The organism is Streptomyces sp. NPDC012637 (genome assembly GCF_042954805.1).
GTDB lineage: Bacteria > Actinomycetota > Actinomycetes > Streptomycetales > Streptomycetaceae > Streptomyces.
Genome location: NZ_JBIBDS010000007.1, coordinates 1 through 25,312, shown reverse-complemented (window position 1 = coordinate 25,312; position 25,312 = coordinate 1). Strand labels below are relative to the sequence as shown.

The following is a 25,312-nucleotide window of genomic DNA, read 5'->3' as shown; positions in this document are numbered from 1 at the left end:
GACGCCGGGCCGGTGTCACTCCCCGGCGGGCCCGGCGAGTTCGTCCAGGGCCTGGGTCAGCCACTGCACCCAGAACCGCTCCAGGTCGATGCCGCCGCGCAGCACCAGGTGCCGCAGCCGGTCCGGTTCCGCGGACCGGCGCTCCGGCGGGAAGTCCCGGGTCTCGATCTCCAGGTACTCGTCCAACTGTCTCCGGTGCAACCCGAGATGGCGCTCCAGCTCCTCCCGCAGGCCCCGGCCGCCGACCACCGCCGCCGCACGCATCCGCAGCAGCAGCGCCGAGCGCATCGGCTTGGGGTCCTCGGGGGTGTCCACCCAGGCGGCGAGCTCGGCGCGGCCGGCGGGCAGCACCTCGTACTCCTTCTTCTGTCCGCGCGCGGGAGCGGCGGAGGGCAGGGCACAGATGTGCCCCGCCTGCTCCAGTTTCCCGAGCTCCCGGTAGATCTGCTGGTGCGTGGACGACCAGAAGTAGCCGATCGACCGGTCGAATCGGCGGGTCAGTTCGAGACCCGAGGACGGCTTCTCGAGCAGTGCCGTGAGGATCGCGTGCGGGAGGGACATGGACGCATCCTAGGTTCGACGGGTCCGACCGCCCGCGCGGTCACCGGTCCGCGGGCTCACAGTGCGGCGGCCAGCCGCGTGCCCTGGTCGATCGCGCGCTTGGCGTCCAGCTCGGCGGCGACGTCGGCCCCGCCGATCAGGTGCGCGGCCCGGCCCGCGGCGACCAGCTCCTCGTACAGCCCGCGGCGCGGCTCCTGGCCGGTGCACAGGACCACGGTGTCGACCGGGACGACCTGCGGCTCGCCGTCGACGGTGATGTGCAGGCCCTCGTCGTCGATCCGCTCGTACGACGCGCCGGCGACCATGGTGACGCCCCGGTGCTTCAGCTCGGTGCGGTGGATCCAGCCGGTGGTCTTGCCCAGGCCCGCGCCGACCTTGGTGGTCTTGCGCTGGAGCAGGTGCACCTGGCGCGGCGGCCGGGGCCGCTCCGGAGTGCGCAGGCCGCCCCGCGCCTCGTACGAGGTGTCGACGCCCCACTGCCGGAAGTACGTCTCCGGGTCCTGGCTCGCGCCCTCGCCGCCGTCCGTGAGGAACTCCGCGACGTCGAAGCCGATGCCGCCGGCGCCGAGGATCGCGACCCGCTCGCCGACGGGCACGCGGTCGCGCAGCACGTCCAGGTAGCCGACCACGCTCGGGTGGTCGACGCCCTCGATCTCGGGGGTGCGGGGGGTCACGCCGGTGGCGACGACGACCTCGTCGTAGCCGTCGAGGTCGGCCGGGGTGACGAGCGTGTCCAGGCGGACCTCGACACCGCGCTCGGCGAGCTGGACGCGGAAGTAGCGGAGGGTCTCCTCGAACTCCTCCTTGCCCGGCACCTGCTTGGCGATGTTCAGCTGGCCACCGATCTCGGCGCCGGCGTCGAACAGAGTGACCGTGTGGCCGCGTTCGGCCGCCGAGACCGCGCAGGCGAGGCCGGCCGGGCCCGCGCCGACGACGGCGATGCGCTTGGCGAGACGGGTGGGCGAGAGGACGAGCTCGGTCTCGTGGCAGGCCCGCGGGTTCACCAGGCAGGAGGTGATCTTCAGGCTGAAGGTGTGGTCCAGGCACGCCTGGTTGCACCCGATGCAGGTGTTGATGGTCTCGGCGCGGTCGGCGGCGGCCTTGGCGACGAAGTCCGGGTCGGCGAGGAAGGGGCGGGCCATGGACACCATGTCGGCGCGGCCCTCGGCGAGGATCTGCTCCGCGACCTCGGGCGTGTTGATCCGGTTGGAGGTCACCAGCGGGACGGACACCGCGCCCATCAGCCGCTTGGTCACCCAGGTGTAGGCGCCGCGCGGCACGGAGGTCGCGATGGTGGGGATCCGGGCCTCGTGCCAGCCGATGCCGGTGTTGATGATGGTGGCGCCGGCCGCCTCGATCTCCTTGGCGAGGGAGACCACCTCGTCGAGGGTGGAGCCGCCCGGGACCAGGTCGAGCATGGAGAGCCGGTAGACGACGATGAAGTCCTCGCCGACGCGCTCGCGGATCCGGCGCACGATCTCCAGCGGGAAGCGGACCCGGTTCTCGTACGGGCCGCCCCAGCGGTCGGTGCGCTGGTTGGTCGCGGAGGCGATGAACTCGTTGATGAGGTAACCCTCGGAGCCCATCACCTCGACGCCGTCGTAGCCGGCCTCCTTGGCGAGCTCGGCGCAGCGGGCGTAGTCCTCGACGGTCTGCTCGACCTCGGCGTCGGAGAGCTCGTTCGGTACGAAGGGGCTGATCGGCGCCTTGATCGCGCTGGGCGCGACCAGGGCGGGGTGGTAGGCGTACCGGCCGAAGTGGAGGATCTGCATCGCGATCCGGCCGCCCTCGGCGTGCACGGCGTCGGTGATCACACGGTGCTCGGCGACCTCATCGGCGGTGGTCAGCTTGGCACCGCCGTCCCACGGCCGGCCCGCCTCGTTGGGCGAGATGCCACCGGTGACGATGAGGCCGACGCCGCCGCGGGCGCGCTCGGCGTAGAAGGCGGCCATCCGCTCGAAGCCGTGCTCCGCCTCCTCGAGCCCGACGTGCATGGATCCCATGAGCACCCGGTTGGGCAGGGTCGTGAACCCGAGGTCCAGCGGGCTCAGCAGGTGCGGGTACGGGGTGTTCGGGGCCATGGGGGCGCCTCCTCGCGCGGGGTCGTCACAGCTGTTGTAGACGACGCGCGGAGGCTTGTGCAACAAGTTGCATAAGGGGCGGGGTCAGATGTGCCGGACACCACAGGGGAGGGACGGAACCGGAGAGCGGGCCCCGGACACCGAAAAGAGGGATCTGCCCGCCGCGGGAGGCAGAGGCAGGGGGCAGTGCCAGGGCCGGAGGCCGCAGACGAGGGCCCGCGCCGCGGGAGCGGCGCGGGCCCTCGCGGGTCTGCCCTCACTCCTTGCGGTACGCGTACGCCTCCGCGGCAGCCGCCGCCACCGCGGCGAGGTCACCGCCGGCCGTCGCCGTCACCAGGGCCGCCACCGTGCCCTCCACGAACGGGGCGTCCACCAGGCGGGCGCCCTCCGGTAGCTCGTCGCCCTCCGCGAGCAGGGCCTTCACCGTCAGTACCGCGCTGCCCAGGTCGACCAGGAGGGCCACGCCGGCGCCGCTGTCCGCGGCCTTCGCCGCCTCGGTGATCAGCTCGGCGCTGGTGCCGAGACCACCGTCCGGCGTGCCGCCCGCGGGCAGGACGGCCGCCGTGTCGCCGCCGCCCGCCAGGCCCCGGGCCAGCTCGGCGACCGAGGCGGCCACGGCCGCGCTGTGCGAGACCAGGACGATGCCGACCCGGCCCGCCGTCGCCCCGCTCATCCCGTCGCCTCCGCCGCGCCGGCCGCGGCCGCCACGTCCGCGAGCGCCGCGAACAGCAGCGCCGACGACGTCGCCCCCGGGTCCTGGTGGCCGACGGACCGCTCGCCGAGATAGCTCGCCCGGCCCTTGCGGGCGAGCATCGGTACGGTCGCCAGCGCGCCCGCCTCCGCCGCCTCGCGGGCCGCCGCGAACGAGCCGCCGAGCGCCTCCGCGGCCGGTCCCAGCGCGTCCAGCATCGTCTTGTCGCCCGGCTGCGCCCCGCCCAGCTGGGCCACGGCGGCGATCCCGGCTGCCAGCGCCTCGGCGAGCTCGGGCCGGGAGACCCGCTCCGCGTCGCCCAGCGCCTTCCCCGTACGCCGCAGCAGCGTCCCGTACAGCGGTCCGGACGCCCCGCCCACCGTGGAGATCAGCTGCCGCCCGGCGCCCGTGAGCACCGCGCCCGGGGTGGCCGGCGGCTCCTTCTCCAGGGTCGCCGTCACCGCGGCGAACCCGCGCTTCAGATTGGCCCCGTGATCGGCGTCGCCGATCGCCGAGTCCAGCTCGGTCAGCCGGTCGGCCTCCCGGTCCACCGCGGCGGCGGCCGCCGCCATCCACTCCCGGAAGAAGCCGGCGTCGAACGTCGTCTCCGCGCTCACCCTCGCCTCACCGCCCCCAGCGCAGCGCGGGCGTGCTCACCGGCGCGTCCCACAGCCGCAGCAGTTCCTCGTCGGCCTCGCACAGGGTCACCGAGCAGCCCGCCATGTCGAGCGAGGTCACGTAGTTGCCGACCAGCGTCCGCGCGACCGGCACCCCGCGCTCGCCGAGCACCCGCTGCACCTCCGCGTTGAACCCGTACAGTTCGAGCAGCGGCGTCGCTCCCATCCCGTTCACCAGGACGAGCACCGGCCCTCTGGGCCGCAGATCCTCCAGGACGGCGTCCACCGCGAAGTCCGCGATCTCTCCCGAGGTCATCATCGGGCGCCGCTCCCGGCCCGGCTCCCCGTGGATGCCGATGCCCAACTCCAGCTCGCCCGCCGGCAGGTCGAAGGTCGGCGAGCCCTTCGCCGGCGTCGTGCAGGCGCTCAGCGCCACGCCGAAGCTGCGGGACCGGGCGTTCACCTGACGGGCGATCGACTCGACCCGCTCCAGCGGCGCACCCGCCTCGGCGGCCGCGCCCGCGATCTTCTCGACGAACAGCGTGCCCCCGGTCCCGCGCCGCCCCGCCGTGTACAGGCTGTCGGTGACGGCCACGTCGTCGTCGACGAGGACCTTGGCGACCTGGATGCCCTCGTCCTCGGCGAGCTCGGCGGCCATCTCGAAGTTGAGGACGTCGCCGGTGTAGTTCTTCACCACGAACAGGACCCCGGCGCCGCTGTCCACGGCCGCGGCCGCCCGCACCATCTGGTCGGGAACGGGGCTCGTGAAGATCTCGCCCGGGCACGCGGCCGAGAGCATTCCCGGCCCCACGAACCCGGCGTGCAGCGGCTCGTGCCCCGATCCGCCGCCGGATACCAGGGCCACCTGCCCGCCCACCGGCGCGTCACGCCGGAGCACGACCCGGTTCTCCACGTCCACGTTCAGTTCGGGATGCGCGGCTGCGAGCCCGCGCAGAGCGTCGGTGACCACCGTCTCCGGAACATTGATCAACATTTTCATGGATACCTCCTGATGAGGTTAGAGCCAAGCTGCTGAACAGGGTCTTTGCAGGTCAGAGCAGGTGCGACAAGGTGCGGATGCTGGGCGGTTGCCGGCCTGGAGGGACGCTACCGCGCGGTACTGATGCTGGGTCCGTGCCGACTTTCCTGACGATAGATCAGTCCGGCGCCGCGCAGACGGGCTTTGCAGGCGTACAGGATGGGGGAATCGCCGACCGTGGCCATGTCCGGGGTGTCGATGCGCAGTTCCCGCGCGGGGTGGCAGGGGGCGCCGGGGAGGTGTCGTGGATGCCGTGCTCGGGAAGCGTGGTCTGCGGTGGCACGGCCGCTTCCGCCCGGCCCGAGAGCAGGCCGCCGGGCAGGGCGGCGGCTCCTGAGGTCAGTGCGGCGCCGCGGTGAGGAACCGTCTGCGGTCGATGGGGCCGGCCGTCACGGGGATTCCTCTGTCCGATCAGCGGTGCGCGGTGCTGGGGGGGGGCCTGCGGTCGGCCCTCGCCTCCCGGTACGGCAGGGCGGGCTCAGGCGGCCTCGAGGGAGTCGATCCAGGCGATCAAGCGGGCGCCCTCACGGTCCATGACCCCCGGGTCCCGTAGTGCGTTGGCCAGCAAGGACATGCCCTGGTAGGCGCCCACCAAGGTAAGGGCCAGGCCCTCGGGGTCCGGCTGGCCGAGCTCGCGGAACTGGTCCTCCACCCAGGTCAGCAGGAGCCGGACCACCCTGCCCGCTTCGACGTCCAGGCCACCCTGCTCACGTTTTCCCAGCTCCGCGGCGAGGGTGCCGGTCGGGCAGCCGTAGCGGGCGGCGAGGTCACGCTGACTCACCCAGCCTTCGACCAGGCCTTTGAGGCGCTCGCGAGGATCGGGGAGCCGGCTCAGGTGACCGACGAGCAGGTTCAGGTGGCGCTCGTGCTCGGACAGTGCGGCGGCGACGAGCTCGTCCTTGGTCTTGAAGTAGTAGTACACGTTGCCCACGGGGACCTCGGCCGCGCGCGCTATGTCGGCGATGGTCGTGCGCTCGACGCCTTGCCGGTGGACGACGTCGGCCGCGGCCTCCATGAGTCGCTGCCGCTTCGCGCCGGCGACGCGCACACGGGCGGGCTCCTTTGAGTGAGTCACCCGACTGACTATACGGCGTGGACTCGTGCTAACCTCACCGCCAACAGAGTAAGTCAGTCAACTAACTAACACGTCTGACTCGAGGAGCCCTTCATGATCGTTGTCACGGGTGCCACCGGAAATGTCGGCCGCACGCTGGTCCGCCTGCTGGCCGAGCAGGGACATGAGGTGACCGCGGTTTCGCGCCGCGTCACCCGGGCCGATGTCCCGCCCGGCGTGCGTGCCATCAGCGCCGACCTCGCCCAGCGGGTCGCCGACCTGCCCGCGACGGCGGATGCGGTCTTCCTGCTCGTCGGGGGCGACCTCATGATGACCGGCGACCCCGGCGCCGTCGTCGCTCCGTTCGCGAACTACGGCAGAATCGTCCTGCTGTCCTCCCAGGGGGTGACCACCCGCCCGGACTCCCTGTCCCACGGCCGGGCCTTCGCCGCCTACGAGCAGGCCGTCATGGACTCCGGCACCGACTGGACCATCCTGCGCCCGGGCGGTTTCGCCTCCAACGCCTACGCCTGGGCGCCTTCGGTCAAGGCGAGCCGGACCGTCGCCGCGCCCTTCGGTGACGTCGGCCTCCCGGCCATCGACCCCGACGACATCGCCGCCGTGGCCGCCGCCGTCCTGACGCAGCCCGGTCACGACAAGGCCAGTTACGAACTCACCGGCCCCGCCTCGACCACTCCGCTCCAGCGTGCCGCCGCCATCGCCGACGCCATCGGCGAACAGGTCGCCTTCATCGACCAGACGAGGGAGGAGGCCCGCGCGCAGATGCTCGCCTTCATGCCCGCCCCGGTGGCCGACACCACCCTCGACATCATCGGCAACCCCACCCCACGCGAGCAGACCGTCAGCCCCGACGTCGAGAAGATCCTCGGTCGCCCCGCCACCACCTTCGCCGACTGGGCCAAGCGCAACGCCGCCGCCTTCGCGTGACCTTGCCGGCGGGCGCCTGCCTGCCTCCGGGCCGCACGGCAGGTGATCGGTGCCTGTTTCCGGGGTCCGTGCCGTCCGGGCGGACCCCGGTGCGTGGCGTCCGGGACGGCTTCCGCTCCACAGCGGTCACGCCGTGAAGGTGGCCGCCGTCCGTCGTCCCTGAGGTGCTGTCCATCGGGGAGCGCCGGACGGCGACCACCGGTCGGCGGGCCGCCTTCAGGCGTGCGGTGCTCGCGCCGGTCAGACCTTCTTGACGACGCTCGACTTGAGCTGCATGTTGCCGAACCCCTCGATGCGACAGTCGATGTCGTGGCCGTCGACGCCGTCGACCAGTTTGATGTTGCGCACCTTCGTGCCGGCCTTGATGCCCGACGGGCTGCCCTTGACCTTGAGGCTCTTGACCACCGTGACGGTGTCGCCGTCGGCGAGGACATTGCCGACGGAGTCCTTGACGACCTTGTCTCCCGTGTCGTCCGCCGCCGCGTCCCCGGCGGTCTGCGCCCATTCATGGCCGCACTCGGGGCAGACCAGGAGGGCGCCCATCTCGTACGTGTAGGCACCGGCGCACTCGGGGCAGGGCGGCAGCTGGTTCTCGGCGTTGTCGGCCACGGGGAAGATCCGTTCCACTTCGTCGTTCTGGGAAGTCCATAATTGCATAATTCTGCAGTTCGTTAGATGCTTGAGTGGCCGCGCCCGCAGGTAGCCGCGGGCGCGGCACCCAGCCCGAGACGTCTGTGACGGGCTCGACGAACGAGGAGGGTCGAGGACGTGCCGGTTCCGCTGTACCAGGCGAAGGCCGAGTTCTTCCGGATGCTGGGGCATCCGGTTCGCATCCGGGTCCTGGAGCTGCTCCAGGACGGGCCGATGCCGGTGCGCGACCTCCTGGCGGAGATAGACGTCGAGGCGCCGGCCCTGTCGCAGCAGCTCGCGGTGCTGCGCCGGTCCGGAATCGTGAGTGCCAGCCGCGAGGGGTCGACGGTCGTCTACACCCTGGCCGGCGGTGACGTACGTGACCTGATGCAGGCCGCGCGCCGGATCCTCACCGAAATGCTGGCAGGGCAGAACGAACTCCTCGCCGAGCTGCGGGAAACCGAGGTGGCGGAGCGGTGAGCACGCTGGGGAAGCGGGTGCGCGCCCTGCTGCCCACCAGCGCCGACACCGCCGCGATGGCCCGCAACCCGCGGCGCGACCTGCTCGCCGGTCTGACGGTCGCCATCGTCGCCCTGCCCCTGGCCCTCGGATTCGGCGAGACGTCAGGGCTGGGCGCCGCGGCCGGTCTCGCGACCGCGGTCGTCGCGGGCGCGGTCGCCGCCGTGTTCGGCGGTTCGAACCTCCAGGTCTCCGGCCCGACCGGGGCGATGACCGTCGTCCTCGTCCCCATCGTCGCCCAGCACGGACCTGGCGGCGTGCTGACCGTGGGCCTGCTCGCGGGCCTCATCTGCGTCGGCCTGGCCCTGCTCCGGGCCGGCCGCTACATGGCCTACATCCCCGCCTCCGTGGTCGAAGGCTTCACCCTGGGCATCGCGCTCGTCATCGGCCTCCAGCAGGTCCCCAACGCCCTCGGCGTTCCCAAGCCCGAAGGCGACCGGGTCCTGGAGGTGACGTGGCGCGCCGTCGAGGGGTTCGTCCAGGCTCCGAACTGGACGGCCCTCGGGCTCGCCCTGGGCGTCGCCGCCCTCATGCTCGGCGGCGCCAGGTGGCGGCCGGCGATCCCCTTCTCGATCCTCGCGGTGATCGCCGCCACCGTCGTGGCGCAGGTCTTCCATCTGGACCGGGCCAAGCCGATCGGCGAGCTGCCCGCCGGCCTTCCCGCCCCGTCCCTCGGCTTCCTGGACCTCTCCGCGCTGGGCTCCTTGATCGCTCCGGCCGTCGCGGTGGCGGCGCTCGCGGCACTGGAGTCGCTGCTGTCGGCCCAGGTCGCCGACGGCATGACCGTCGGGCAGAAGCACGATCCGGACCGCGAGCTGTTCGGGCAGGGCCTGGCGAACATCGCCGCCCCGCTGTTCGGCGGTGTCCCCGCGACCGGCGCCATCGCCCGTACCGCCGTCAACGTCCGTACGGGAGCCGCGTCCCGGCTCGCCGCGCTCACCCATGCGGCGGTCCTCGCCGTCATCGTCTTCGCCGCCGCCCCGCTCGTGTCGAAGATCCCGCTCGCCGCCCTGGCCGGCGTCCTGCTCGCGACCGCGGTCCGGATGATCGAGGTCGGCTCACTGCGCGCCATGGCACGGGCCACGCGCTCCGACGCCGTCGTCCTCGTCCTCACCGCCGTGGCCACCCTCGCCCTCGACCTCGTGTACGCCGTGATCATCGGCCTCGCCGTCGCGGGCGCACTGGCCCTGCGGGAGGTGGCGAAGCAGGCGCGCATCGACCAGGTGGACTTCCGCCCCGACCTGCCCGGCGAACACTCCGACGAGGAACACGCACTCCTCGCCCAGCACATCGTCGCCTACCGGATCGACGGACCCCTCTTCTTCGCCGCCGCCCACCGATTCCTCCTCGAACTGTCCGAAGTCGCCGACGTCCGGGTCGTCATCCTGCGCATGTCACGGGTGACGACCATGGACGCGACCGGCGCGCTCGTCCTCAAGGACGCGGTGGAGAAACTGAACCGGCGCGGCATCGCCGTGCTGGCCTCCGGCATACGGCCGGGGCAGCGCCGGGTCCTCGACTCCGTCGGCGCGCTCGACCTGCTGCGGTACGAGGGCCGGGAGTACGCGACGACCCCCGAGGCCATCGCGGACGCGCGGACCCACCTTCAGGCGGCGGGCCTGCTCGCCGCCGTTCCCGCGCAACAAGCCGGAGCCCGGCCGAGCCCTCGCGCGGGGGCCCGATGAGCGCCGGGCCGGAGCCGCTGCCGCTCCGCCACGCCCTCACCGCGCCGACGAGCCCCGCCTCGGTGCGCCTGGCACGCGAGACCGCCGAGACGACGTTCGCCCAGTGGGGCATCGACACGACCCATCCCACGATGGGACCGGCCCTGCTGATCCTCAGCGAACTGGTCACCAACAGCGTCCGGCACGCGGCGGTCGCCTCCCCGAGCCTGACTGTCACCCTCGCGGCCGGCGAGTACACCCTCGCGTTCGCCGTCCATGACCGTCATCCGTACCACCCTGGGGTCGTCCCCGCCGGCACGGGCGGACTGGCCACCGTCGCCGAGGTGCTGGCGGAGCACGGCGGCACGTGCGCGCTGCGGCGGGACGCCGACGGCGGCGGGAAGAGCGTGTGGATCACCCTCCCCCTGTGACATCCCGGAACCCCTGTGAGAGCGAAGGCGAGACGATGACCATCGAGTGGCGATACACGGTCAAGAAGGACCTGGGCGTTCTGTCCCTGGCCGGATTCCTCGGAGCCGAGGCCGTGGACCGGTTCGCCGGGGCGATCGGGTGGGCCCTGGCCCGCGGCACCGGTCCGGTCATCCTGGACCTGACCAGCTTGCGCGGCTGGTCGGTCGGTGGCCAGCTCGCCGTCGCCGACGCGGCCCGGCGACTGGCCGACGAGGACCGCCCCCTCGAACTCGCCGCGATCCCCGCGGACGGCTCCCTAGTCCCCGACGGCAGCCGGCCGCCCCTCGTCGTCCACTGCGACCTGCCCACCGCCCTCGCCGCCCACGATGCCGGTGTCGGCCCCCAGCGCGAGTGGTGCAGCGACGAATGGCCCCGCGCACGCGGACCGGTCGATCGACTGGTGCCTTGACGCCTTCCGGGAACAGGACTCCTGAATCGGGCCGCCTGCGAAGGGGCCTCGCAGGGCCCCGCGACGCCCGTGCCGCCGGTTGTGACCGACGTGGGTGACCGCTCCATCGGATGCGGGGAGGTCGCACCCTGGGGCAGTGCCGAACGGCCCCCTTCCGGGGCTGTTCGCCCCTATGACGGCCGCCGGCCAGGACGCACGGTGGATATACGAGAGCACCGGTCCCGGGAGGGCCGGGGCCGGGCGCGCGGGGCCGGAGGCGAGAACGATGACTGCGACCGGAACACGGCAGGGCCAGAGGCCACGCGCCGGGCTGTGGGCCCATGTCGGCGACCGGCTGATCGTGGGTGGTTCCACGGTCGGGGACGAGGGGCGCGACGGTGAGATCGTCGGGCTCCACCACGCCGACGGAACTCCCCCCTTCGACGTCCGGTGGTCGGACACGGGCCGGGTCACTCTGGTGTTCCCGGGCCCGGACGCGCGGGTCCATCACTATCCGACGCACGACGCGAAGGCCCCTACGCCGTCGTGAACTCCGCGACCGCGTCCACCACGCCGGGCACCGTCCGGGCGAGCGCTGCGGGCCGGGGCCGGGCGGCGATCACCCCGCTTGTACGTGGCGTCTGACGCCCAGTGAGCGGGAGGGGCGTTCGCCGTTCACGGCGCCGGACGTCAGTGGTGACCGCCGTTCCGGGCGGCGCCGTCCTCGGTGCGGTCGCCGTCGTGACGCCGACCGGAGCGCACTTCGGGGCCACGCCGGACGATCACGTCGAGGTTCCGGAGGCCGCCCGGCTCGGCACCGAGCTGCTCGCGGCCTGACCGGTCCGGGCGAGGTGGCCGTCCAGTACGGCGGTCCTTCGGGACCGAAGGGCGGGAGGGGCCGCTGCCGGGGCGTACCGTGGAGGAACCAGGGGGCGGCGAGAGGTCGTGAGTCCGACATGGCGGTCTTCGAGTTGCTGGACGTAACCCTTGTCTCGGACGAGTTCGACCGGCTTGCGCTGCCGCTCGACCCGGATCCGGACCGGGAACCGGTCGACCTGCCGGAAGGCGCGGTGGTCAGCGTCTCCCTCTCCTTCCGCGTGGGCGAGGAGCTCCGCGGGCTGACCTTCGAGGAAGAGCGGGGGCGGTACGGCGTCGTCGTCGCGGCCACCCGGCACGTGCTCGGCGGATTCCGCGCGGGCGGACCGTACGAGCTCCAGCTCCCGGCCGTGCGGATGCCCGTGGGGCGCGCGAACTGCGGGGCTTACGTGGCGACCGGACGGTTCACGGACGCCGAGGGGCGGGAGCTCGCCCGGGAGAGCCACACCTTCCGGATCGTCCACCGGCCGCCCGGTGAGACGCCCGCGCCGCACCATCGCCACCGCCGGTCGGTGACGGCGGCCAGCCACGCCTGAGGCCGACGGGCGGCGGGCCACGCCGAGGCGCGCGCGGGTCAGCCGCGCGGGGCGTGGGAAGGCCGGCCGCGCCGAAGTGTGCGGAGGTCGGCTGCTCCGCCGGGAAGGCCGGCCGCGCAGAAGTGTGCGGAGGCCGGCTGTTCCGCCGGGAAGGCCGGCCGCGCAGAAGTGTGCGGAGGCCGGCTGCTCCGCCGGGAAGCCCGGGCACGCCGAAGCGTGCGGAGGTCGGTCGCGTCCAGGTGTGCGGGGATGCCTGTCGCGGGCGGCCCTCAGTCGCCCACCAGCCGGGCGACCAGCCGCTGCATCGCCGGTCGCGGGTCGGGACTGCCCGGCCAGGCGGTCATCAGCAGGTGGTGGGCGGTTCCGACGACGGCGAGGGCGACGGTGTCCGGATCGACGTCGTGCGCCACCCGGCCGAGGTCGCGTTCGGCCTTCAGGTAGTCGGCGACGGCCTCCTGGATCGCGGCGAAGCCGGCCGCGCCGGCCTCCATGGCCTCGCGTACCCGCAGCGCCGCGGCGGGGCGGGCCAGGGCGAGCCCCGACAGGGCCGGGCCGCCACGGTCGAAGAGCGCGAGGACGACGACGTCGAGGTTCCCGGCCACCGTGCCCTGCCCGGCCAGCCCGGCCAGTGCCCGCGCCTTCGCGGCGGTCACCGCGAAGCGGTCGACGCAGAGTTCGGCGACGAACTCGTCGAGCCCCGAGAAGTGGGCGTGCAGCAGCCCCTTGGCGCAGCCCGCCTCCGCAGTGATCGACCGGCTCGTGAGCGCGCCCGGTCCGTCCCTCTCCACGATCCGTTCGGCTGCGGCGAACAGCCGCTCGCGCACGTCCGGAGTCGCCACTCCACGGGGTGACATCGGCCCTTCTTCCTCCCGGCATCGGGCGCCGTCGACGGCGCGGTCCCTCGGATCGTAAGGGCATTGCCAGTTTGGGCGTACGCCCATACAGTTTGGGCGCACGCCCATTCTCAGGGTCACGTCGTCAGGAGACATCCGTGCCGGACATCATCAACACCGAGCAGGCGCACGCGTGGAACGGCCGTGAAGGCACCCACTGGGCCCGCACCCAGGACCGGTGGAACGCCGTGAACGAGGGCTTCAACGAGCCGCTGCTCGACGCCGCAGGCGTCACCGACGGCCACCGGACGCTCGACGTCGGCTGCGGCGCCGGCCAGACCACGCGCCTCGCCGCTCGCCGGGCACCGCGAGGCAGCGCCCTGGGCCTCGACCTGTCCGGACCGATGCTGGCCGAGGCCAGGGACCGGGCGGTGGCGGAGGGCGTCGACAACGTCACGTTCACGCAGGGCGACGCGCAGGCGTACCCCTTCCGGGCAGCCGGGTTCGACGCGGCGATCAGCCGCTACGGGGTGATGTTCTTCTCCGACCCCGAAGCGGCCTTCGGCAACATCGGCCGGGCGCTGCGATCCGGCGGACGGCTGGCGTTCGTCTGCCCGGCGGAGCCCTCGCTCAACGGCTGGGTGACCGCCATGACGGCACTCCGCGGCATCCTGCCGGTCGGCGACTTCGGAACGCCCGGGCTGCCCGGCATGTTCTCCCTGTCGTCCCCGGACCGGATCCGTGCCGTCCTCGCCTCCGCCGGGTTCGCCGCCCCGGCCGTCGACCCCGTCGACGTGTACGGGGCCTGGGGCGACGGAGCCGCTGACGCGGCCGAGTTCCTGCTGGGCACGGGACCCGGCCGTCACGCGATGGACCAGGTCGGCACGGCCGCGCAGGAGCGCGCCCGCCGCGCGCTCACGGACCACCTGCGCGACCACGAGGCGGTGGACGGCACGGTCCTGCTGCGCAGCGCGTCCTGGCTGGTCACGGCCGAGCGCCCGTAGAGCGCTCCGCCACGCCGGCACGCCGCCGGCCGTCAGCGAGGCGCTCCCCGGCCGGTTCGGAGAGACGATGGTGGAGACGGGGGCGGGAGAAGGCCCGAGCCTGCGATCGGCCGGCGAGGGGCTGCTCCCGAACCGGTGGGTGGAAGGGGTGCCCGGGTGAGTACGTCCGATGCGTTCCGGGACGAGGTCGGCGGGACGGGTGCCGCCCCGGCGGCCCCTGGCGGGCTGCTGGACGTGCTGAGCCTGGCCGCGGTGGTGCTTGACGACAGCGGACGGATCGCGCTGTGGAGCGCGCAGGCGGAGGAGCTGTTCGGCTACACCGCGGACGAGGCGCTGGGGCAGTTCGCGGGCCGTCTGCTGGTCGACGAGGAGAACCTCGATCTCGTCATCGAGCTGTTCGCCCACGTGATGGAGAGCGGGCGGCGCTGGGCCGGCGGCTTTCCCGTCAGGCACAAGGACGGCACGACGCGGATGGTCGAGTTCCGCAACATGCGGCTGGACGACGACAAGGGCGGCCGCTACGCGCTGGGGATCGCCACCGACCAGGTCACGCTGCGGCGCGTGGAGCGCGACCTGGCGCTGTCCTTGCGGCTGATCTCCCAGTCGCCGATCGGCCTGGGCGTCATGGACACCGCACTGCGGTTCGTGCTGATCAATCCGGCGCTGGAGCGCATGAACCGCCGCCCCCGCCAGGACCCCGCCGGGACGGCGGAGGGGGAGACACCACTGTTTCTGGGCGGCCAGGCCGTCACGTCGGTGATGCGCGAGGTCCTGGCCACGGGAGTCCCGGCCCTCGACCGGTTCGTGGTCGGGGAAACCCCCGTCGATCCCGGCCAGGAGCACGCCTGGTCCGCTTCCTTCTACCGCCTGGAGGACCCTTCCGGACGGGTGCTGGGGCTGGCCACGTCGGTCGTGGACGTCACCGGACAGCACCGCGCGGCCGCCGACGCCGCCCGGTCACGGCGCCGGCTGGCACTGGTCGCCGACGCGTCCGTACGGATCGGCACCACCCTCGACCTGAAGCAGACGGCGCGGGAACTGGCCGACGTGTGCGTCCCCGAGACGGCCGACCTGGTCACGGTGGACGTCCTCGACAGCGTCCTGCAGGGCCTGCGCACCTCCGCGGGCCCGGCCGGCCCGGCGCGCTTCCGGGCGCTGGCGGTGGTCTCGGCGTATCCCAGCGCGGCCGTGGAGGCCCCCGACCGCGTCGGTGACCTCGCCGAGTACGCCGCGGACCGGCTGGTCACGCGCTGCGTGAACACCGGCCGCCCCGTCGTGCAGGCGACGGTCACCGACGAGGACCTGCGCCGCATCGCCCGGGACGAGGAATCGGCCGCCGTGCTCGCCGCCGCCGGCATCCACTCGTACCTCGCGCTGCCGCTGATCGCCCGCGGCGAGGTGATCGGCGCCCTCGGACTGATGCGGGCCCGGAACCCGTCGCCGTTCGACGAGGACGACGTCACCCTGGCCGGGGAGCTCGCCGCCCGCGCGGCCGTGTGCATCGACAACGCCCGCTGGTACCAGAGCCAGCGCCATGCCGCCCTCACCCTCCAGCGCAACCTGCTGCCGAACCGGCCCTCCCGGCGGCCTGGGCTCGGCATCGCCCACCGCTACGAGCCGGCGGGCGCCACCAGCGAGATCGGCGGCGACTGGTTCGACGTCATCGCCCTGCCGGCGGACAAGACCGCCCTGATCATCGGTGACGTGATGGGCAGCGGCATCGACGCGGCCGCGACCATGGGGCAGCTCCGTACCGCCACCCGCACCCTGGCCCAACTGGACCTGGATCCCTCCCAGGTCCTGCACCACCTCGACCAGGCGACCGCCGGCATGGACCACACCTTCACCACCTGCGTCTACGCGGTCTACGACCCCCACGACCGGCAGTGCCGCATCTCGGTGGCGGGGCACCTGCCACCGGTCCTCATGCGACCCGGCCGCGCACCGGAACTCCTCGACCTGCCGACCGGCGCCCCCCTCGGGGTCGGCGGAGTCCCCTTCCACACCACCCGGCTCGGCCTGAGCGCCGGGGACCAGCTGGTCCTCTACACCGACGGCCTGGTGGAGACCCGCGACCAGCCCCTCGACGAGCGCTTCGGCCTGCTCCTGTCCCTGCTCGCCGGCCCCCACCGCGACCTGGAGGACACCTGCGACCTCCTGCTGAGCGAGCTCCGGCAGCCGGGTGACCGCGACGACGTGGCCCTGCTCATCGCCCGCATGCAGGACGAGCAGCCGGACTGATCCGCGGGCCGGGGGCGCGGTTCGCGCGCCCCCGGCCCTGGTGCGTGGGGATCAGGAGGCGGTCAGCCGGGCGCGGACGATCCGGGCGGCGGCGACCAGGTTCTCCAGGGAGGCACGGGTCTCCGGCCAGCCGCGGGTCTTCAGGCCGCAGTCGGGGTTGACCCAGAGCCGTTCCGCCGGGATGGCGTCCAGGCCCTCGCGCAGCAGGTCCGCGGCCTCCTCGGCCGAAGGGACGCGCGGGGAGTGGATGTCCCAGACGCCGGGGCCGGCCTCGCGCGGGTAGCCGTGGGCGGCGAGTTCGCGGGCGACCTGCATGCGGGAGCGCGCGGCCTCCAGGCTGATGACGTCGGCGTCGAGGTCGTCGATGGCCTGGACGACGTCGCCGAACTCGGCGTAGCACATGTGGGTGTGGATCTGGGTGTCCGGCCGCACGCCGCTGGTCGTGAGGCGGAAGGCCTCGGTCGCCCAGGCCAGGTACGCGGCGTGGTCGGCGGTGCGCAGCGGCAGGGTCTCGCGCAGCGCGGGTTCGTCGACCTGGATGACCGAGGTGCCCGCCGCCTCCAGGTCGTCCACCTCGTCGCGCAGGGCCAGCGCGACCTGGCGGGCGGTGTCGGCGAGGGGCTGGTCGTCGCGGACGAAGGACCAGGCGAGCATGGTGACGGGGCCGGTGAGCATGCCCTTGACCGGCTTGCCGGTGAGGGACTGGGCGTACGACGTCCAGCGCACGGTCATCGGCTCCGGCCGGGAGACGTCGCCGGCCAGGATCGGCGGGCGGACGTAGCGGGTGCCGTACGACTGGACCCAGCCGTGCTGCGTGGCGAGGTAGCCGTGGAGCCGCTCGGCGAAGTACTGGACCATGTCGTTGCGTTCGGGTTCGCCGTGCACGAGGACGTCGAGGCCGGTCTTCTCCTGGTACGCGACGACCTCCCGGATCTCCGCCCTGATGCGCTCCTCGTAACCGTCGAGGTCGATCCGGCCGGCCCGCAGGTCGGCGCGGGCGGTGCGCAGTTCGGCGGTCTGCGGGAAGGAGCCGATGGTGGTCGTCGGCAGCGGCGGCAGGCCCAGGTGGGTGCGCTGGGCGGCGGCCCGCCGGGCGTACGGCTGGGAGCGGTGCGTGTCGGAGGCGGTGACGGCGGCGGCACGGGCGCGTACCGCCGGGTCGTGGGTGACGGGGGAGCTCGTACGGGAGGAGAGGGCGGCGCGGTTCGCCGACAGCTCGCCGGCGATGGCGCCGGTGCCGTACGCCAGGCCCCTGGCCAGGGTGACGAGTTCGGTGGCCTTCTGCCGGGCGAAGGACAGCCAGCGCGCGATCCCCGGGTCGACGTCGCGTTCGGCGGCGGCGTCGAGCGGCACGTGGAGGAGGGAGCAGGAGGCCGAGACGTCCACCCGGTCGGCGAGGCCGAGGAGCGTGCCGAGGGTCGACAGGGACTTCTCCAGGTCGTTGACCCAGATGTTGCGGCCGTCGACGACGCCGGCGACGAGCCGCTTGCCGGGCAGGCCGCCGACGGCGGCCAGGGCGTCGAGGTTCGCGGCCGCGGGTCCGGTGAAGTCGAGCGCCAGCCCGTCGACCGGCGCCTTGGCGAGGACAGGCAGGGCGTCGCCGAGGCGGTCGAAGTAGGACGCGACGAGCAGCTTCGGCCGGTCGGTGAGCGCCCCGAGGTCCCGGTACGCGCGTGCGGCGGCGTTCAGTTCGGCCGGCGTGCGGTCCTGGACGAGCGCGGGCTCGTCGAGCTGCACCCAGTCCGCGCCCGCCGCCCGCAGGTCGGCGAGCACGTCCGCGTACACCGGGAGCAGCCGGTCGAGCAGGGTGAGGGGTTCGAAGTCCCCGGGGACGCCCGGCGCGGGCTTGGCGAGCAGCAGGTACGTGACGGGGCCGACGAGGACGGGCCGCGCGCCGAGACCGGCGGCGAGGGCCTCGCGCAGCTCGGCGACCTGCTTCGAGGAGTCGGCCGAGAACGCCGTGCCGGGGCCCAGCTCGGGGACCAGGTAGTGGTAGTTGGTGTCGAACCACTTGGTCATCTCCAGCGGCGCCGCGTCCTGCGTGCCGCGCGCCATGGCGAAGTAGCCGTCGAGCGGGTCGGCGGCGAGTGCCTCCCGGTGGCGGGCCGGGACCGCGCCGACCATGACCGTGGTGTCGAGGACGTGGTCGTACAGCGAGAAGTCGCCGGTCGGCACCTCGTGGAGGCCGGCGTCGGCGAGCTGCCGCCGGCGCTCGGCGCGGACCCCGGCGGCGGTGGCGCGGAGGGCTTCGGCGGTGACCCGGCCCTTCCAGTAGCCCTCGATCGCCTTCTTCAGTTCCCGGCCCTGTCCCTGACGGGGGTAGCCGTACACGGTGGCCCGTGCTGCCGCGGCTGCGGACTTCGTGGTCACGGAGATCTCCTTCGCGAGATGGATCCCTGAGGTCCCGGCGACGGGACGAGGGCGCGAAGGGTGACGGAAGCGGACGCGAACGGCCGCGCGTCGCGTCACCACGCCGTCGTCCGTCCCGCTCCGGTCGCCGACCCGCCCTCGAGGTCACCGGGATGTCCGCGCGCGGAACGGTCCGCGTGCGGGCAACGGGCAGGTCTTCGGACTCGCGGGCGCGTCCGCCGGGTTCACCGGCGGACCCCTACTGGCCGTCGCTTCCCAGGTCCCGTGCATCGGACCCAGTGCTTCTGACGGCGGTCGTTCCCGCTCACCGCTGCGGGGCAGTCCCGGATTCCCACCGGGTTCCCTCTTACGACGCATCCCGCCTGGCTGACGGGGCGAACCAGCTGCCCCGCCAGCCTACGGTGCCGGCCGGCACGACGGGCCATATCCCGCCAGGCGCAGGCCGGTCAGCCCACGAGGTGGTCCTGCCGCACCGCGTGCCCCTGGGACGCGCTCTCCGGTCGCGTGAGCTTCTCGCCCTCGACGCCGACGTCCGGCAGGAGCCGGTCGAGCCACTTCGGCAGCCACCAGGCGGACTTGCCGAGGAGGGCGAAGAGGGCGGGGACGATGGCCATGCGGACGACGAAGGCGTCGAAGAGGACCGCGGTGGCGAGGCCGAAACCGATCATCTTCACGAAGTCGTCGGACTCCATGATGAAGCCGCCGAAGACACTGGTCATGATGATCGCCGCGGCGGTGACGACCCGCCCGCCGTACCGGAAGCCGGTGACGACCGCCTCGGCGGGCCGCGCCCCGTGGACGTACGCCTCGCGCATGCGGGAGACCAGGAAGACCTCGTAGTCCATCGCCAGGCCGAAGACCACGCCGATCATGAAGATCGGCATCGTGCTCATCACCGGGCCGGGCTGCTCGATCCCGAGCACGTCGGCCAGCCAGCCCCACTGGAAGACGGCGACGACGGCGCCCAGGGCGGCGGTCACCGACAGCAGGAAGCCGAGGGCCGCCTTCAGCGGGACGAGCAGGGACCGGAATACCACCATCAGCAGCAGGAACGCGAGGCCGACCACCAGCGCCAGGTAGGGCACGAGGGCGTCGTCGAGGGTCTGCGAGAAGTCGATGAACATCGCGGTCTGGCCGGCGACCAGGATCTCCGTCGCACCCGTCCCGGACTCGAGCCGGGGCGCGAGGGCGCGCAGCGAGCGGACGAGTTCCTCGGTCCGCTCGTCGGTCGGCCCGGTCTCGGGTATCACGTTGACGATCGCGGTGTCGCCCGCCTTGTTCGGGGTCGCGGGGGAGACGCCGGCGACGCCGGGACGCGTGGCGAGCTCCTTGCCGACCGCGGTGGCCGCGGCCTGCGCGTCCGCGGCCTGGACGGTGATCGTCAGGGGCCCGTTGAAGCCGGGGCCGAAGGAGTCCGCCAGCAGGTCGTACGCCTTGCGCTGGGTGGTGTGCACGGCCATGGAGCCCTCGCCGGGCAGGCCCAGTTCGAGGCTCGCGGCGGGCACGGCGACCGCCCCCAGGCCCACGACGCCGAGCAGCAGGACGGCGACGGGGTGGCGCAGGACGAGTGCGGCCCAGCGGGCGCCGAGGTTGGGCCTGCGGCGGGCGGCGCGCTTGTCGGCCCTGCGCTGCTGACGCTTCGACAGCGGCTTGCCGAGGTACTGCCTGCGGTCGCGGCGGGCGAGGACCCTGACGGGTGCGAAGCCGAGGAGCGCCGGCACGAACGTGACGGCCACGAGGACGGCGACGGCGACCGTGCCGGCGGCCGTGAGGCCCATCTTGGTGAGCATCGGAACGTTCACCACGGCGAGCCCGGCCAGGGCGATGATCACGGTCAGTCCGGCGAAGACGACGGCCGAACCCGCCGTGCCCACGGCACGGGCGGCGGCCTCCGCGCGCTCACGGCCGTCGGCGATCTCGGAGCGGTAGCGGGACACGATGAACAGGGCGTAGTCGATGCCGACGGCGAGGCCGATCATCATCGCGAGCGTCGTCGTGGTGGACGACAGGCCGAGCGTGCTGCCGAGCGCTGTGATGCCGCTGATGCCGATCCCGACGCCGATGAGGGCCGTCAGCAACGGCATTCCGGCCGCCACCAGGGAACCGAAGGTCAGCACGAGGACCACGGCGGAGACGAGGATGCCGAGCTTCTCGCCCGTACCGCTCATCGTCGTCTCGATCCTGACGGCGTCTCCGCCGGCCTCGACGACGAGCCCCGCCTTCCGGGCCTGCTCCATCGCGTCGGAGAGACCGTCGTGCGCGGCGTCGGTCAGTGCGGTGGCCTTGGCCTCGTACGTGACGTAGGCGTACGCCGTCGTACGGTCGCCGCTCACGGCGTTCGCCTTGAACGGGTCGGCCACGGACGCGACCTGGGGCGCCCCGGCCAGGTCGGCGACGAGCCGCTCGACCTGCGCCCTGCGGGCGGCGGAGGTGACCTTCTCGGCGCCGGGCGCGCGGATGACGACACGGGCGGCGGCGCCGTCCGCGCGGGCGTCGGGGAACTTCTGCTGGAGGAGGTCGAACGCCCTCTGCGACTCCGTGCCGGGCATCGAGAAGGTGTCGGCGGGCGGGGCGGCGGCCGTGGAGGCCGCGAAGCCCGCGCCGACGAGCGCCAGGAGCCAGAGGAGGACGACGAGGCCACGCCGCCGGAAGGCGAAGCGGCCGATTCTGGAGAGGAGGGTAGCCACGGTGGTGGAGTCCTGTCGGGTGTGGGTGTCGTGGTGGTGGCGGGCTGTCGGCGGAGGCTCAGGCCTGGTCCCAGGTGACCGGCAGGCGGTGGACGCCGTAGATGTTCATGTCCGTCCGCAGCGGCACCTCCTCGGCCGGCACGGCGAGGCGCAGGGTGGGGAACCGGCCGAGCAACGCGGGGAGGGCGACGGTCAGTTCGACACGGGCCAGTTGCTGGCCGAGGCACTGGTGGATGCCGTGGCCGAAACCGAGGTGCCCGGTGGCCTTGCGGTGCAGGTCGAGGACGTCGGGGTCGGGGAAGCGCTCCGGGTCGCGGTTGGCGGCTTCGAGCGACAGGGTGACGGTCTCGCCCGCCCGGATCGTCCGCCCGTCCCTTTCGACGTCCTCCAGCGCGGTCTTCACGGTGGTGTGGGCCACCGTCAGATAGCGCATCAGCTCCTCGACGGCCTGCGGGGCGAGCTGCGGGTCCGAGCGCAGGGCCTCGAACTGCTCGGGGTTGCGGAGCAGGGCGAAGGTGCCGTGGGCGATCATGTTGGCGGTGGTGTCGAGCCCGGCGGCGAGCAGGAAGCCCCCGACGCCGACCAGCTCCTCCTCGGTGAGGCCGGAGTCCCGGGCGAGGTCGCCGAGCAGGTCGTCGGAGGGTGCGGCGCGCTTGGCGGCCACCAGTCCGGCCATGTACTCCTGGAGCCCGGCCATCGCGGCGTACTGCTCCTCGGGCGTCACGTCCTGGGACATCACGGTGTCGGCGTGGCTCTGGAAACGGTCGCGGTCGGCGTAGGGCACGCCGAGGAGCTCGCAGATCATCAACGCGGGGATGGGCCGGGCGAACGCCTCGACCAGGTCGGTCCCCGGCCCGCGCCGCTCCAGCTCGTCCAGCTGCTCGGCGGTGATCTCCCTCACCCGCTCGGTGAGTTCGCGCATGCGGCGTACGGTGAACTTCCCCGTGAGGAGCCGTCGGAAGCGGGTGTGCTCGGGTGCGTCCATCCCGGTCATGTCGCCGACCGGTGCGGGCGGCAGCGGGCCCTCGGGGCCGCCGGGGAAGGGGTAGTGCATCAGCTCGTACCGGGAGCTGAAGCGGGGGTCGCCCATGATGGCGCGGACGGTGGAGTGGCCGGTGGCGAGCCAGCCGACGTGCCCGTCGGGGTACGTCATCCGGGCCAGCGGGCGGGCGTCGCGCAGCTCCGCCAGGCCGGCGGGCGGGTCGAACGGGCAGCCGGCGGCGCGCTGCGTCGGGAGCGTGACGGGCTCGGTCGTGTCGGGTCGTGTCGTCGGTTCGTGCTGCATGGTGTCCTCCGATGGAGAGCGATGTACGGGGAAGTCGTGAGGGGGTGCCGGACGGAGCGCCGGGTGAGGTGGCCGGAGGCGGACGGGCCTCGGTCCGGGCCTCCGTGGTGCGTGCGGTTCCGCGCGAAGACGACCAGGCGCAGCACCGCGAAGCGCGCGACCCCGGCGAGCGCGGAGGCGGACAGGTAGACCACCTGCTGGAGCACCGCGTCGGGCGCCGCCACCAGGTGCCGCAGGGCGAGCATCGCCGCGCTGGTCACCGCGTACGCGGCTGCGGCGGAGCCGGCCGACTGCACGTGCTGGCGCCAGGTGGCCCGCGCGCCGGCGCCGAAGGTGAAGCGGGCGTGCAGCTCCGTCGCGAGGAGCGTGGAGACCACGGTGACCAGGGCGTTGGCGAGGATCCAGGGGATCCAGGAGCCGAGCGCTGCCACGGCGAAGCTGGACCCGATCCCGACCCCGCCGCCGCAGAGCGTGAAGCGGGCGAAGGCGGTGAAGGCGCCGGGTGTGACCCGCTGCCCGCGTCGTGCCGTCTCCATGGTCCGACCCCCTTGATGGCCACCTCGGCGCAGCGCGCACCGCACGACTCGGGGAACCGAGGCGGTGCGCCGTTCGTGACGCCATCATGGCACACATGTGGCGCCATGTGTGCGTCAATCGGCGCCAGAAGGTGCCGAGAGTGGCGTTGTCGTGGCTCACCAGGAGCCAGATCGGCGCTGTGGGGCGCCACCTGGGCCCGTCCACCTCGCGCGGGGCGCGCGGGGCGCGGCGCCTGCGGTGCCACGGTGACCCACCCCTTTTAGCTGCTCATTCCTTCATGTCGAAGCGATGTGCTGGGAGCTGCGCCATTCGGGGTGCCATGAGGACTTGCAAGTGGCACCATGATGGTGCCACACTAGCGTCATGGACCTCACGCCGTATGTCGACACCCTTCGCCGTGAACTCGCGGTGGCCGCCGAAGCCGGCGGGGAAGATGCCCGCGAGCTGGCCGAGCGGCTCACCGCTCCGCTGGAGTCGGCGACCCGGCTGACCATGCTCAACGTGCTCTCGGCCGCGATGGACGAGATCACCCGGGAAATCGCCCCCGGCTCCGTCGACCTGCGGCTGCGCGGGCTCGACCCCGACTTCGTGGTGACGCTGCCGCCCGTCGACCGCGGCGCCCCCGTCGAGCAGGCCGCGCCCGTCGAGCCGTTCAGGGCCCCGGCACCGGTCGAGGGTGACGAGGGCGGCACCGCCCGCGTCAACCTGCGGCTCCCGGCCCACCTGAAGGCCCGCGCCGAAGAGGCCGCCGCGGCAGAAGGGCTGTCGGTCAACGCGTGGCTCGTGCGGGCCGTGTCGGCCGCGGTCCAGGGCGGCGCGCGGCCGCGGCCCACCGAGACGACCCAGACCATCGGACAGAGCATCACGGGCTGGGTGCGCTAGCCGCGCCCCCGCCCGCCCCACTTCACCTTCACCCACACCACGTCCCACCAGCGGGGACGCCCTGAAGACCCAAGAGGACGGGACAGCCATGCCTTCTTTCGACACTCCCGCACCGATCTCGGTCACCGCCCACGTCGAGGCCGGTTCCATCCGGTTCACCGCGGGCGACCGCGCCGACACCGTCGTCGAGGTCCGCCCCCGCGACCCGAAGAAGGACCGGGACGTGCGGACCGTCGAGCAGACGGAGGTCCAGTACGCGAACGGCGCACTGACCGTCAGGACGCCCAAGATGCGCAACTCGCTCCGCCGTCCCGGCTCCGTCGACGTGACGGTCGAACTGCCCGCCGGCTCGGACGTCGACGTCACCGGCGCCTGGGCCCAGGTGCTCGGTGAGGGCCGGCTCGGCGAGGTGCGCGTGAAGACCTCGGCCGGTGACGCCCGCCTCGACACGACCGGCCCGCTGCACCTGACGGCCTCGCACGGCTCGATCACCGTCGACCGGGTCGAGGGCGCGGCCGAGATCACGACCAGCTCGGGCAGCGTGCGCGTCGGCCTCGTCGACGGCCCCGCCGTCCTCAAGAACTCGCACGGCAGCACGACGGTCGGCGCCGCGACCGGCGAGCTGCGGGTGAGCGGCGCCAACGGCGACATCGACATCCGGCGCGCGGAGGCCTCCGTCACCGCCACCACCGCCCACGGCACCCTGCGCGTGGCCGAGGTGGCCCGCGGCACCGTCCAGCTGGAGACCTCCTACGGCGCCATCGAGGTCGGCGTCCGTGAGGGCACCGCCGCCTGGCTCGACGTCAGCTCGGGCGCGGGCCAGGTGCGCAACACCCTGACCTCTTCCGGAGCCCCGGAAGAGGCCGAGGACACCGTCAAGATCCGTGCCCGCACCAAGTTCGGCAACATCGACGTCCTCCGCGCCAGGGTCTGACCCTGGCAGGGCTCTGCCGAGCCCGGAAGAGTTCGGCGGGGCCCGGCCGATCCTGGCCAAGCTCTGCCGAGCCCGGTGGAGCTCGGCGGAGCCGGCGCAGTGCGGCGCAGTCCGGCCGAGCCCGGCCGAGCCTGGCGGGGCCGGGTGGAGCCCGGCCGCCGAGCCCGGTGGAGCCCGGCAGAGCCGGCGCCGCCCCGCCCACTTCACTCGTACCTTCACTTCACCCGTACCTTCAGCCACTTCAGCCCCCGAACGGGAGGGCCCATGCCTACGTCTGTCATGCCCACGTCCATGCGGGGGCGCGGTTCGCAGTCGCCCGTCGCGATCTCCACCGTCGGTCTGCGCAAGTCCTACGGCGACAAGCTCGTCCTCGACGGCATCGACCTGGCCGTCCCGGAAGGCACGATCTTCTCCCTGCTCGGCCCGAACGGCGCCGGCAAGACCACCGCCGTGAAGATCCTCTC

Annotated in this window: 24 protein-coding genes, 1 pseudogene and 1 riboswitch; of the genes and pseudogenes, 13 read left to right on the top strand and 12 right to left on the bottom strand. The window is 73.3% G+C overall.

Going from position 1 to position 25,312, the window contains the following annotated elements:
• Positions 1-15: 15 nt before the first annotated feature.
• The 6 genes from ACFY8W_RS26020 to ACFY8W_RS25995 form a co-directional block, all read right to left on the bottom strand.
• Positions 16-561: a helix-turn-helix transcriptional regulator gene (locus ACFY8W_RS26020; RefSeq protein WP_391109764.1), complete on the bottom strand. Its 546-nt coding sequence runs from the start codon at positions 559-561 to the stop codon at positions 16-18.
• A gap of 56 nt (positions 562-617) precedes the next feature.
• Positions 618-2,642, bottom strand: coding sequence for an FAD-dependent oxidoreductase (locus ACFY8W_RS26015; protein ID WP_391109761.1), 2,025 nt, complete (start codon positions 2,640-2,642; stop codon positions 618-620).
• Between the two features lie 256 nt (positions 2,643-2,898).
• Positions 2,899-3,315 carry a PTS-dependent dihydroxyacetone kinase phosphotransferase subunit DhaM gene (locus tag ACFY8W_RS26010; protein ID WP_391109759.1) on the bottom strand — a complete coding sequence of 139 codons (417 nt, stop codon included), beginning with the start codon at positions 3,313-3,315 and terminating at the stop codon, positions 2,899-2,901.
• A complete protein-coding gene (dhaL, locus tag ACFY8W_RS26005; protein WP_391111027.1) occupies positions 3,312-3,905 on the bottom strand; it encodes a dihydroxyacetone kinase subunit DhaL in 594 nt (197 codons plus the stop codon). Before dhaL ends, ACFY8W_RS26010 begins: the two co-directional genes overlap by 4 nt.
• Positions 3,906-3,957: 52 nt before the next feature.
• Positions 3,958-4,950, bottom strand: a complete 993-nt coding sequence (gene dhaK, locus ACFY8W_RS26000) for a dihydroxyacetone kinase subunit DhaK (RefSeq protein ID WP_391109756.1) — start codon at positions 4,948-4,950, stop codon at positions 3,958-3,960.
• A 517-nt stretch (positions 4,951-5,467) separates the two neighbouring features.
• A complete protein-coding gene (locus ACFY8W_RS25995; RefSeq protein ID WP_391111024.1) occupies positions 5,468-6,004 on the bottom strand; it encodes a TetR family transcriptional regulator in 537 nt (178 codons plus the stop codon).
• A gap of 153 nt (positions 6,005-6,157) precedes the next feature.
• Here ACFY8W_RS25995 and ACFY8W_RS25990 point away from each other — a divergent pair, with 153 nt between their 5' ends.
• Positions 6,158-6,991: an NAD(P)H-binding protein gene (locus ACFY8W_RS25990; RefSeq protein ID WP_391109753.1), complete on the top strand. Its 834-nt coding sequence runs from the start codon at positions 6,158-6,160 to the stop codon at positions 6,989-6,991.
• Positions 6,992-7,231: 240 nt separating this feature from the next.
• Here ACFY8W_RS25990 and ACFY8W_RS25985 read toward each other — a convergent pair whose 3' ends face one another.
• On the bottom strand, positions 7,232-7,600 hold the full coding sequence (locus ACFY8W_RS25985; protein ID WP_391109750.1) for a zinc ribbon domain-containing protein YjdM: 369 nt from the start codon (positions 7,598-7,600) through the stop codon (positions 7,232-7,234).
• Positions 7,601-7,759: 159 nt separating this feature from the next.
• On the opposite strand from ACFY8W_RS25985, the gene ACFY8W_RS25980 reads away from it, so the two are divergent.
• From ACFY8W_RS25980 to ACFY8W_RS25950, 7 genes and pseudogenes are all read left to right on the top strand, one after another.
• On the top strand, positions 7,760-8,101 hold the full coding sequence (locus ACFY8W_RS25980; RefSeq protein WP_391109747.1) for a metalloregulator ArsR/SmtB family transcription factor: 342 nt from the start codon (positions 7,760-7,762) through the stop codon (positions 8,099-8,101).
• 56 nt (positions 8,102-8,157) lie between these two features.
• Positions 8,158-9,825, top strand: coding sequence for a SulP family inorganic anion transporter (locus ACFY8W_RS25975; RefSeq protein ID WP_391111022.1), 1,668 nt, complete (start codon positions 8,158-8,160; stop codon positions 9,823-9,825).
• A complete protein-coding gene (locus ACFY8W_RS25970) occupies positions 9,822-10,235 on the top strand; it encodes an ATP-binding protein (RefSeq protein WP_391109744.1) in 414 nt (137 codons plus the stop codon). The genes ACFY8W_RS25975 and ACFY8W_RS25970 overlap by 4 nt, the downstream gene beginning before the upstream one ends.
• Before the next feature lie 35 nt (positions 10,236-10,270).
• A complete protein-coding gene (locus ACFY8W_RS25965; protein WP_391109741.1) occupies positions 10,271-10,684 on the top strand; it encodes an anti-sigma factor antagonist in 414 nt (137 codons plus the stop codon).
• A 310-nt stretch (positions 10,685-10,994) separates the two neighbouring features.
• Positions 10,995-11,183, top strand: a pseudogene (locus ACFY8W_RS25960) (DUF1918 domain-containing protein); the annotation flags it as partial.
• 176 nt (positions 11,184-11,359) lie between these two features.
• Positions 11,360-11,500, top strand: coding sequence for a hypothetical protein (locus ACFY8W_RS25955; RefSeq protein ID WP_391109740.1), 141 nt, complete (start codon positions 11,360-11,362; stop codon positions 11,498-11,500).
• Between the two features lie 119 nt (positions 11,501-11,619).
• On the top strand, positions 11,620-12,075 hold the full coding sequence (locus ACFY8W_RS25950) for a hypothetical protein (protein WP_391109737.1): 456 nt from the start codon (positions 11,620-11,622) through the stop codon (positions 12,073-12,075).
• A 269-nt stretch (positions 12,076-12,344) separates the two neighbouring features.
• On the opposite strand, the gene ACFY8W_RS25945 is transcribed toward ACFY8W_RS25950, so the two are convergent.
• Positions 12,345-12,929, bottom strand: a complete 585-nt coding sequence (locus tag ACFY8W_RS25945; RefSeq protein WP_391109734.1) for a TetR family transcriptional regulator — start codon at positions 12,927-12,929, stop codon at positions 12,345-12,347.
• Positions 12,930-13,066: 137 nt separating this feature from the next.
• On the opposite strand from ACFY8W_RS25945, the gene ACFY8W_RS25940 reads away from it, so the two are divergent.
• Complete coding sequence (locus ACFY8W_RS25940) at positions 13,067-13,912, top strand: methyltransferase domain-containing protein (protein WP_391109731.1); 846 nt, start codon at positions 13,067-13,069, stop codon at positions 13,910-13,912.
• A gap of 156 nt (positions 13,913-14,068) precedes the next feature.
• Entirely contained in the window at positions 14,069-16,153 is a 2,085-nt protein-coding gene (locus tag ACFY8W_RS25935; RefSeq protein WP_391109728.1) for a SpoIIE family protein phosphatase, read from the top strand.
• 51 nt (positions 16,154-16,204) lie between these two features.
• Here ACFY8W_RS25935 and metE read toward each other — a convergent pair whose 3' ends face one another.
• From metE to ACFY8W_RS25915, 4 genes are all read right to left on the bottom strand, one after another.
• On the bottom strand, positions 16,205-18,523 hold the full coding sequence (gene metE / locus ACFY8W_RS25930; RefSeq protein WP_391109725.1) for a 5-methyltetrahydropteroyltriglutamate--homocysteine S-methyltransferase: 2,319 nt from the start codon (positions 18,521-18,523) through the stop codon (positions 16,205-16,207).
• 184 nt (positions 18,524-18,707) lie between these two features.
• Positions 18,708-18,907, bottom strand: a riboswitch (cobalamin riboswitch).
• A gap of 62 nt (positions 18,908-18,969) precedes the next feature.
• A complete protein-coding gene (locus ACFY8W_RS25925; RefSeq protein WP_391109723.1) occupies positions 18,970-21,210 on the bottom strand; it encodes an MMPL family transporter in 2,241 nt (746 codons plus the stop codon).
• 58 nt (positions 21,211-21,268) lie between these two features.
• Complete coding sequence (locus ACFY8W_RS25920) at positions 21,269-22,390, bottom strand: cytochrome P450 (RefSeq protein WP_391111019.1); 1,122 nt, start codon at positions 22,388-22,390, stop codon at positions 21,269-21,271.
• The gene (locus tag ACFY8W_RS25915) at positions 22,360-23,031 is read right to left on the bottom strand and encodes a hypothetical protein (RefSeq protein ID WP_391109721.1); all 672 of its coding nucleotides are present in this window, start codon (positions 23,029-23,031) and stop codon (positions 22,360-22,362) included. The genes ACFY8W_RS25920 and ACFY8W_RS25915 overlap by 31 nt, the downstream gene beginning before the upstream one ends.
• A 364-nt stretch (positions 23,032-23,395) precedes the next feature.
• Here ACFY8W_RS25915 and ACFY8W_RS25910 point away from each other — a divergent pair, with 364 nt between their 5' ends.
• The 3 genes from ACFY8W_RS25910 to ACFY8W_RS25900 all read left to right on the top strand — a co-directional run.
• The gene (locus tag ACFY8W_RS25910) at positions 23,396-23,914 is read left to right on the top strand and encodes a toxin-antitoxin system HicB family antitoxin (protein ID WP_391109719.1); all 519 of its coding nucleotides are present in this window, start codon (positions 23,396-23,398) and stop codon (positions 23,912-23,914) included.
• A gap of 88 nt (positions 23,915-24,002) precedes the next feature.
• The gene (locus ACFY8W_RS25905) at positions 24,003-24,848 is read left to right on the top strand and encodes a DUF4097 family beta strand repeat-containing protein (protein WP_391109716.1); all 846 of its coding nucleotides are present in this window, start codon (positions 24,003-24,005) and stop codon (positions 24,846-24,848) included.
• Between the two features lie 264 nt (positions 24,849-25,112).
• Positions 25,113-25,312, top strand: a 200-nt coding sequence (locus tag ACFY8W_RS25900; protein ID WP_391109713.1) for an ATP-binding cassette domain-containing protein, incomplete at its 3' end; no start/stop codon positions are given.

Bases quoted from the DNA above. Each gene is read 5' to 3' on its own strand.
- dhaL (WP_391111027.1), bottom strand. From the start codon at position 3,905: ATGGCGGCGGCCGCCGCCGCGGTGGACCGGGAGGCCGACCGGCTGACC.
- ACFY8W_RS25910 (WP_391109719.1), top strand. From the start codon at position 23,396: ATGGACCTCACGCCGTATGTCGACACCCTTCGCCGTGAACTCGCGGTG.
- ACFY8W_RS25915 (WP_391109721.1), bottom strand. From the start codon at position 23,031: ATGGAGACGGCACGACGCGGGCAGCGGGTCACACCCGGCGCCTTCACC.
- ACFY8W_RS26010 (WP_391109759.1), bottom strand. From the start codon at position 3,315: ATGAGCGGGGCGACGGCGGGCCGGGTCGGCATCGTCCTGGTCTCGCAC.
- ACFY8W_RS26015 (WP_391109761.1), bottom strand. From the start codon at position 2,642: ATGGCCCCGAACACCCCGTACCCGCACCTGCTGAGCCCGCTGGACCTC.
- ACFY8W_RS25905 (WP_391109716.1), top strand. From the start codon at position 24,003: ATGCCTTCTTTCGACACTCCCGCACCGATCTCGGTCACCGCCCACGTC.
- ACFY8W_RS25965 (WP_391109741.1), top strand. From the start codon at position 10,271: ATGACCATCGAGTGGCGATACACGGTCAAGAAGGACCTGGGCGTTCTG.
- ACFY8W_RS25995 (WP_391111024.1), bottom strand. From the start codon at position 6,004: ATGGAGGCCGCGGCCGACGTCGTCCACCGGCAAGGCGTCGAGCGCACG.
- dhaK (WP_391109756.1), bottom strand. From the start codon at position 4,950: ATGAAAATGTTGATCAATGTTCCGGAGACGGTGGTCACCGACGCTCTG.
- ACFY8W_RS25990 (WP_391109753.1), top strand. From the start codon at position 6,158: ATGATCGTTGTCACGGGTGCCACCGGAAATGTCGGCCGCACGCTGGTC.
- ACFY8W_RS25945 (WP_391109734.1), bottom strand. From the start codon at position 12,929: ATGTCACCCCGTGGAGTGGCGACTCCGGACGTGCGCGAGCGGCTGTTC.
- ACFY8W_RS25950 (WP_391109737.1), top strand. From the start codon at position 11,620: ATGGCGGTCTTCGAGTTGCTGGACGTAACCCTTGTCTCGGACGAGTTC.
- ACFY8W_RS25975 (WP_391111022.1), top strand. From the start codon at position 8,158: ATGGCCCGCAACCCGCGGCGCGACCTGCTCGCCGGTCTGACGGTCGCC.
- ACFY8W_RS26020 (WP_391109764.1), bottom strand. From the start codon at position 561: ATGTCCCTCCCGCACGCGATCCTCACGGCACTGCTCGAGAAGCCGTCC.
- ACFY8W_RS25970 (WP_391109744.1), top strand. From the start codon at position 9,822: ATGAGCGCCGGGCCGGAGCCGCTGCCGCTCCGCCACGCCCTCACCGCG.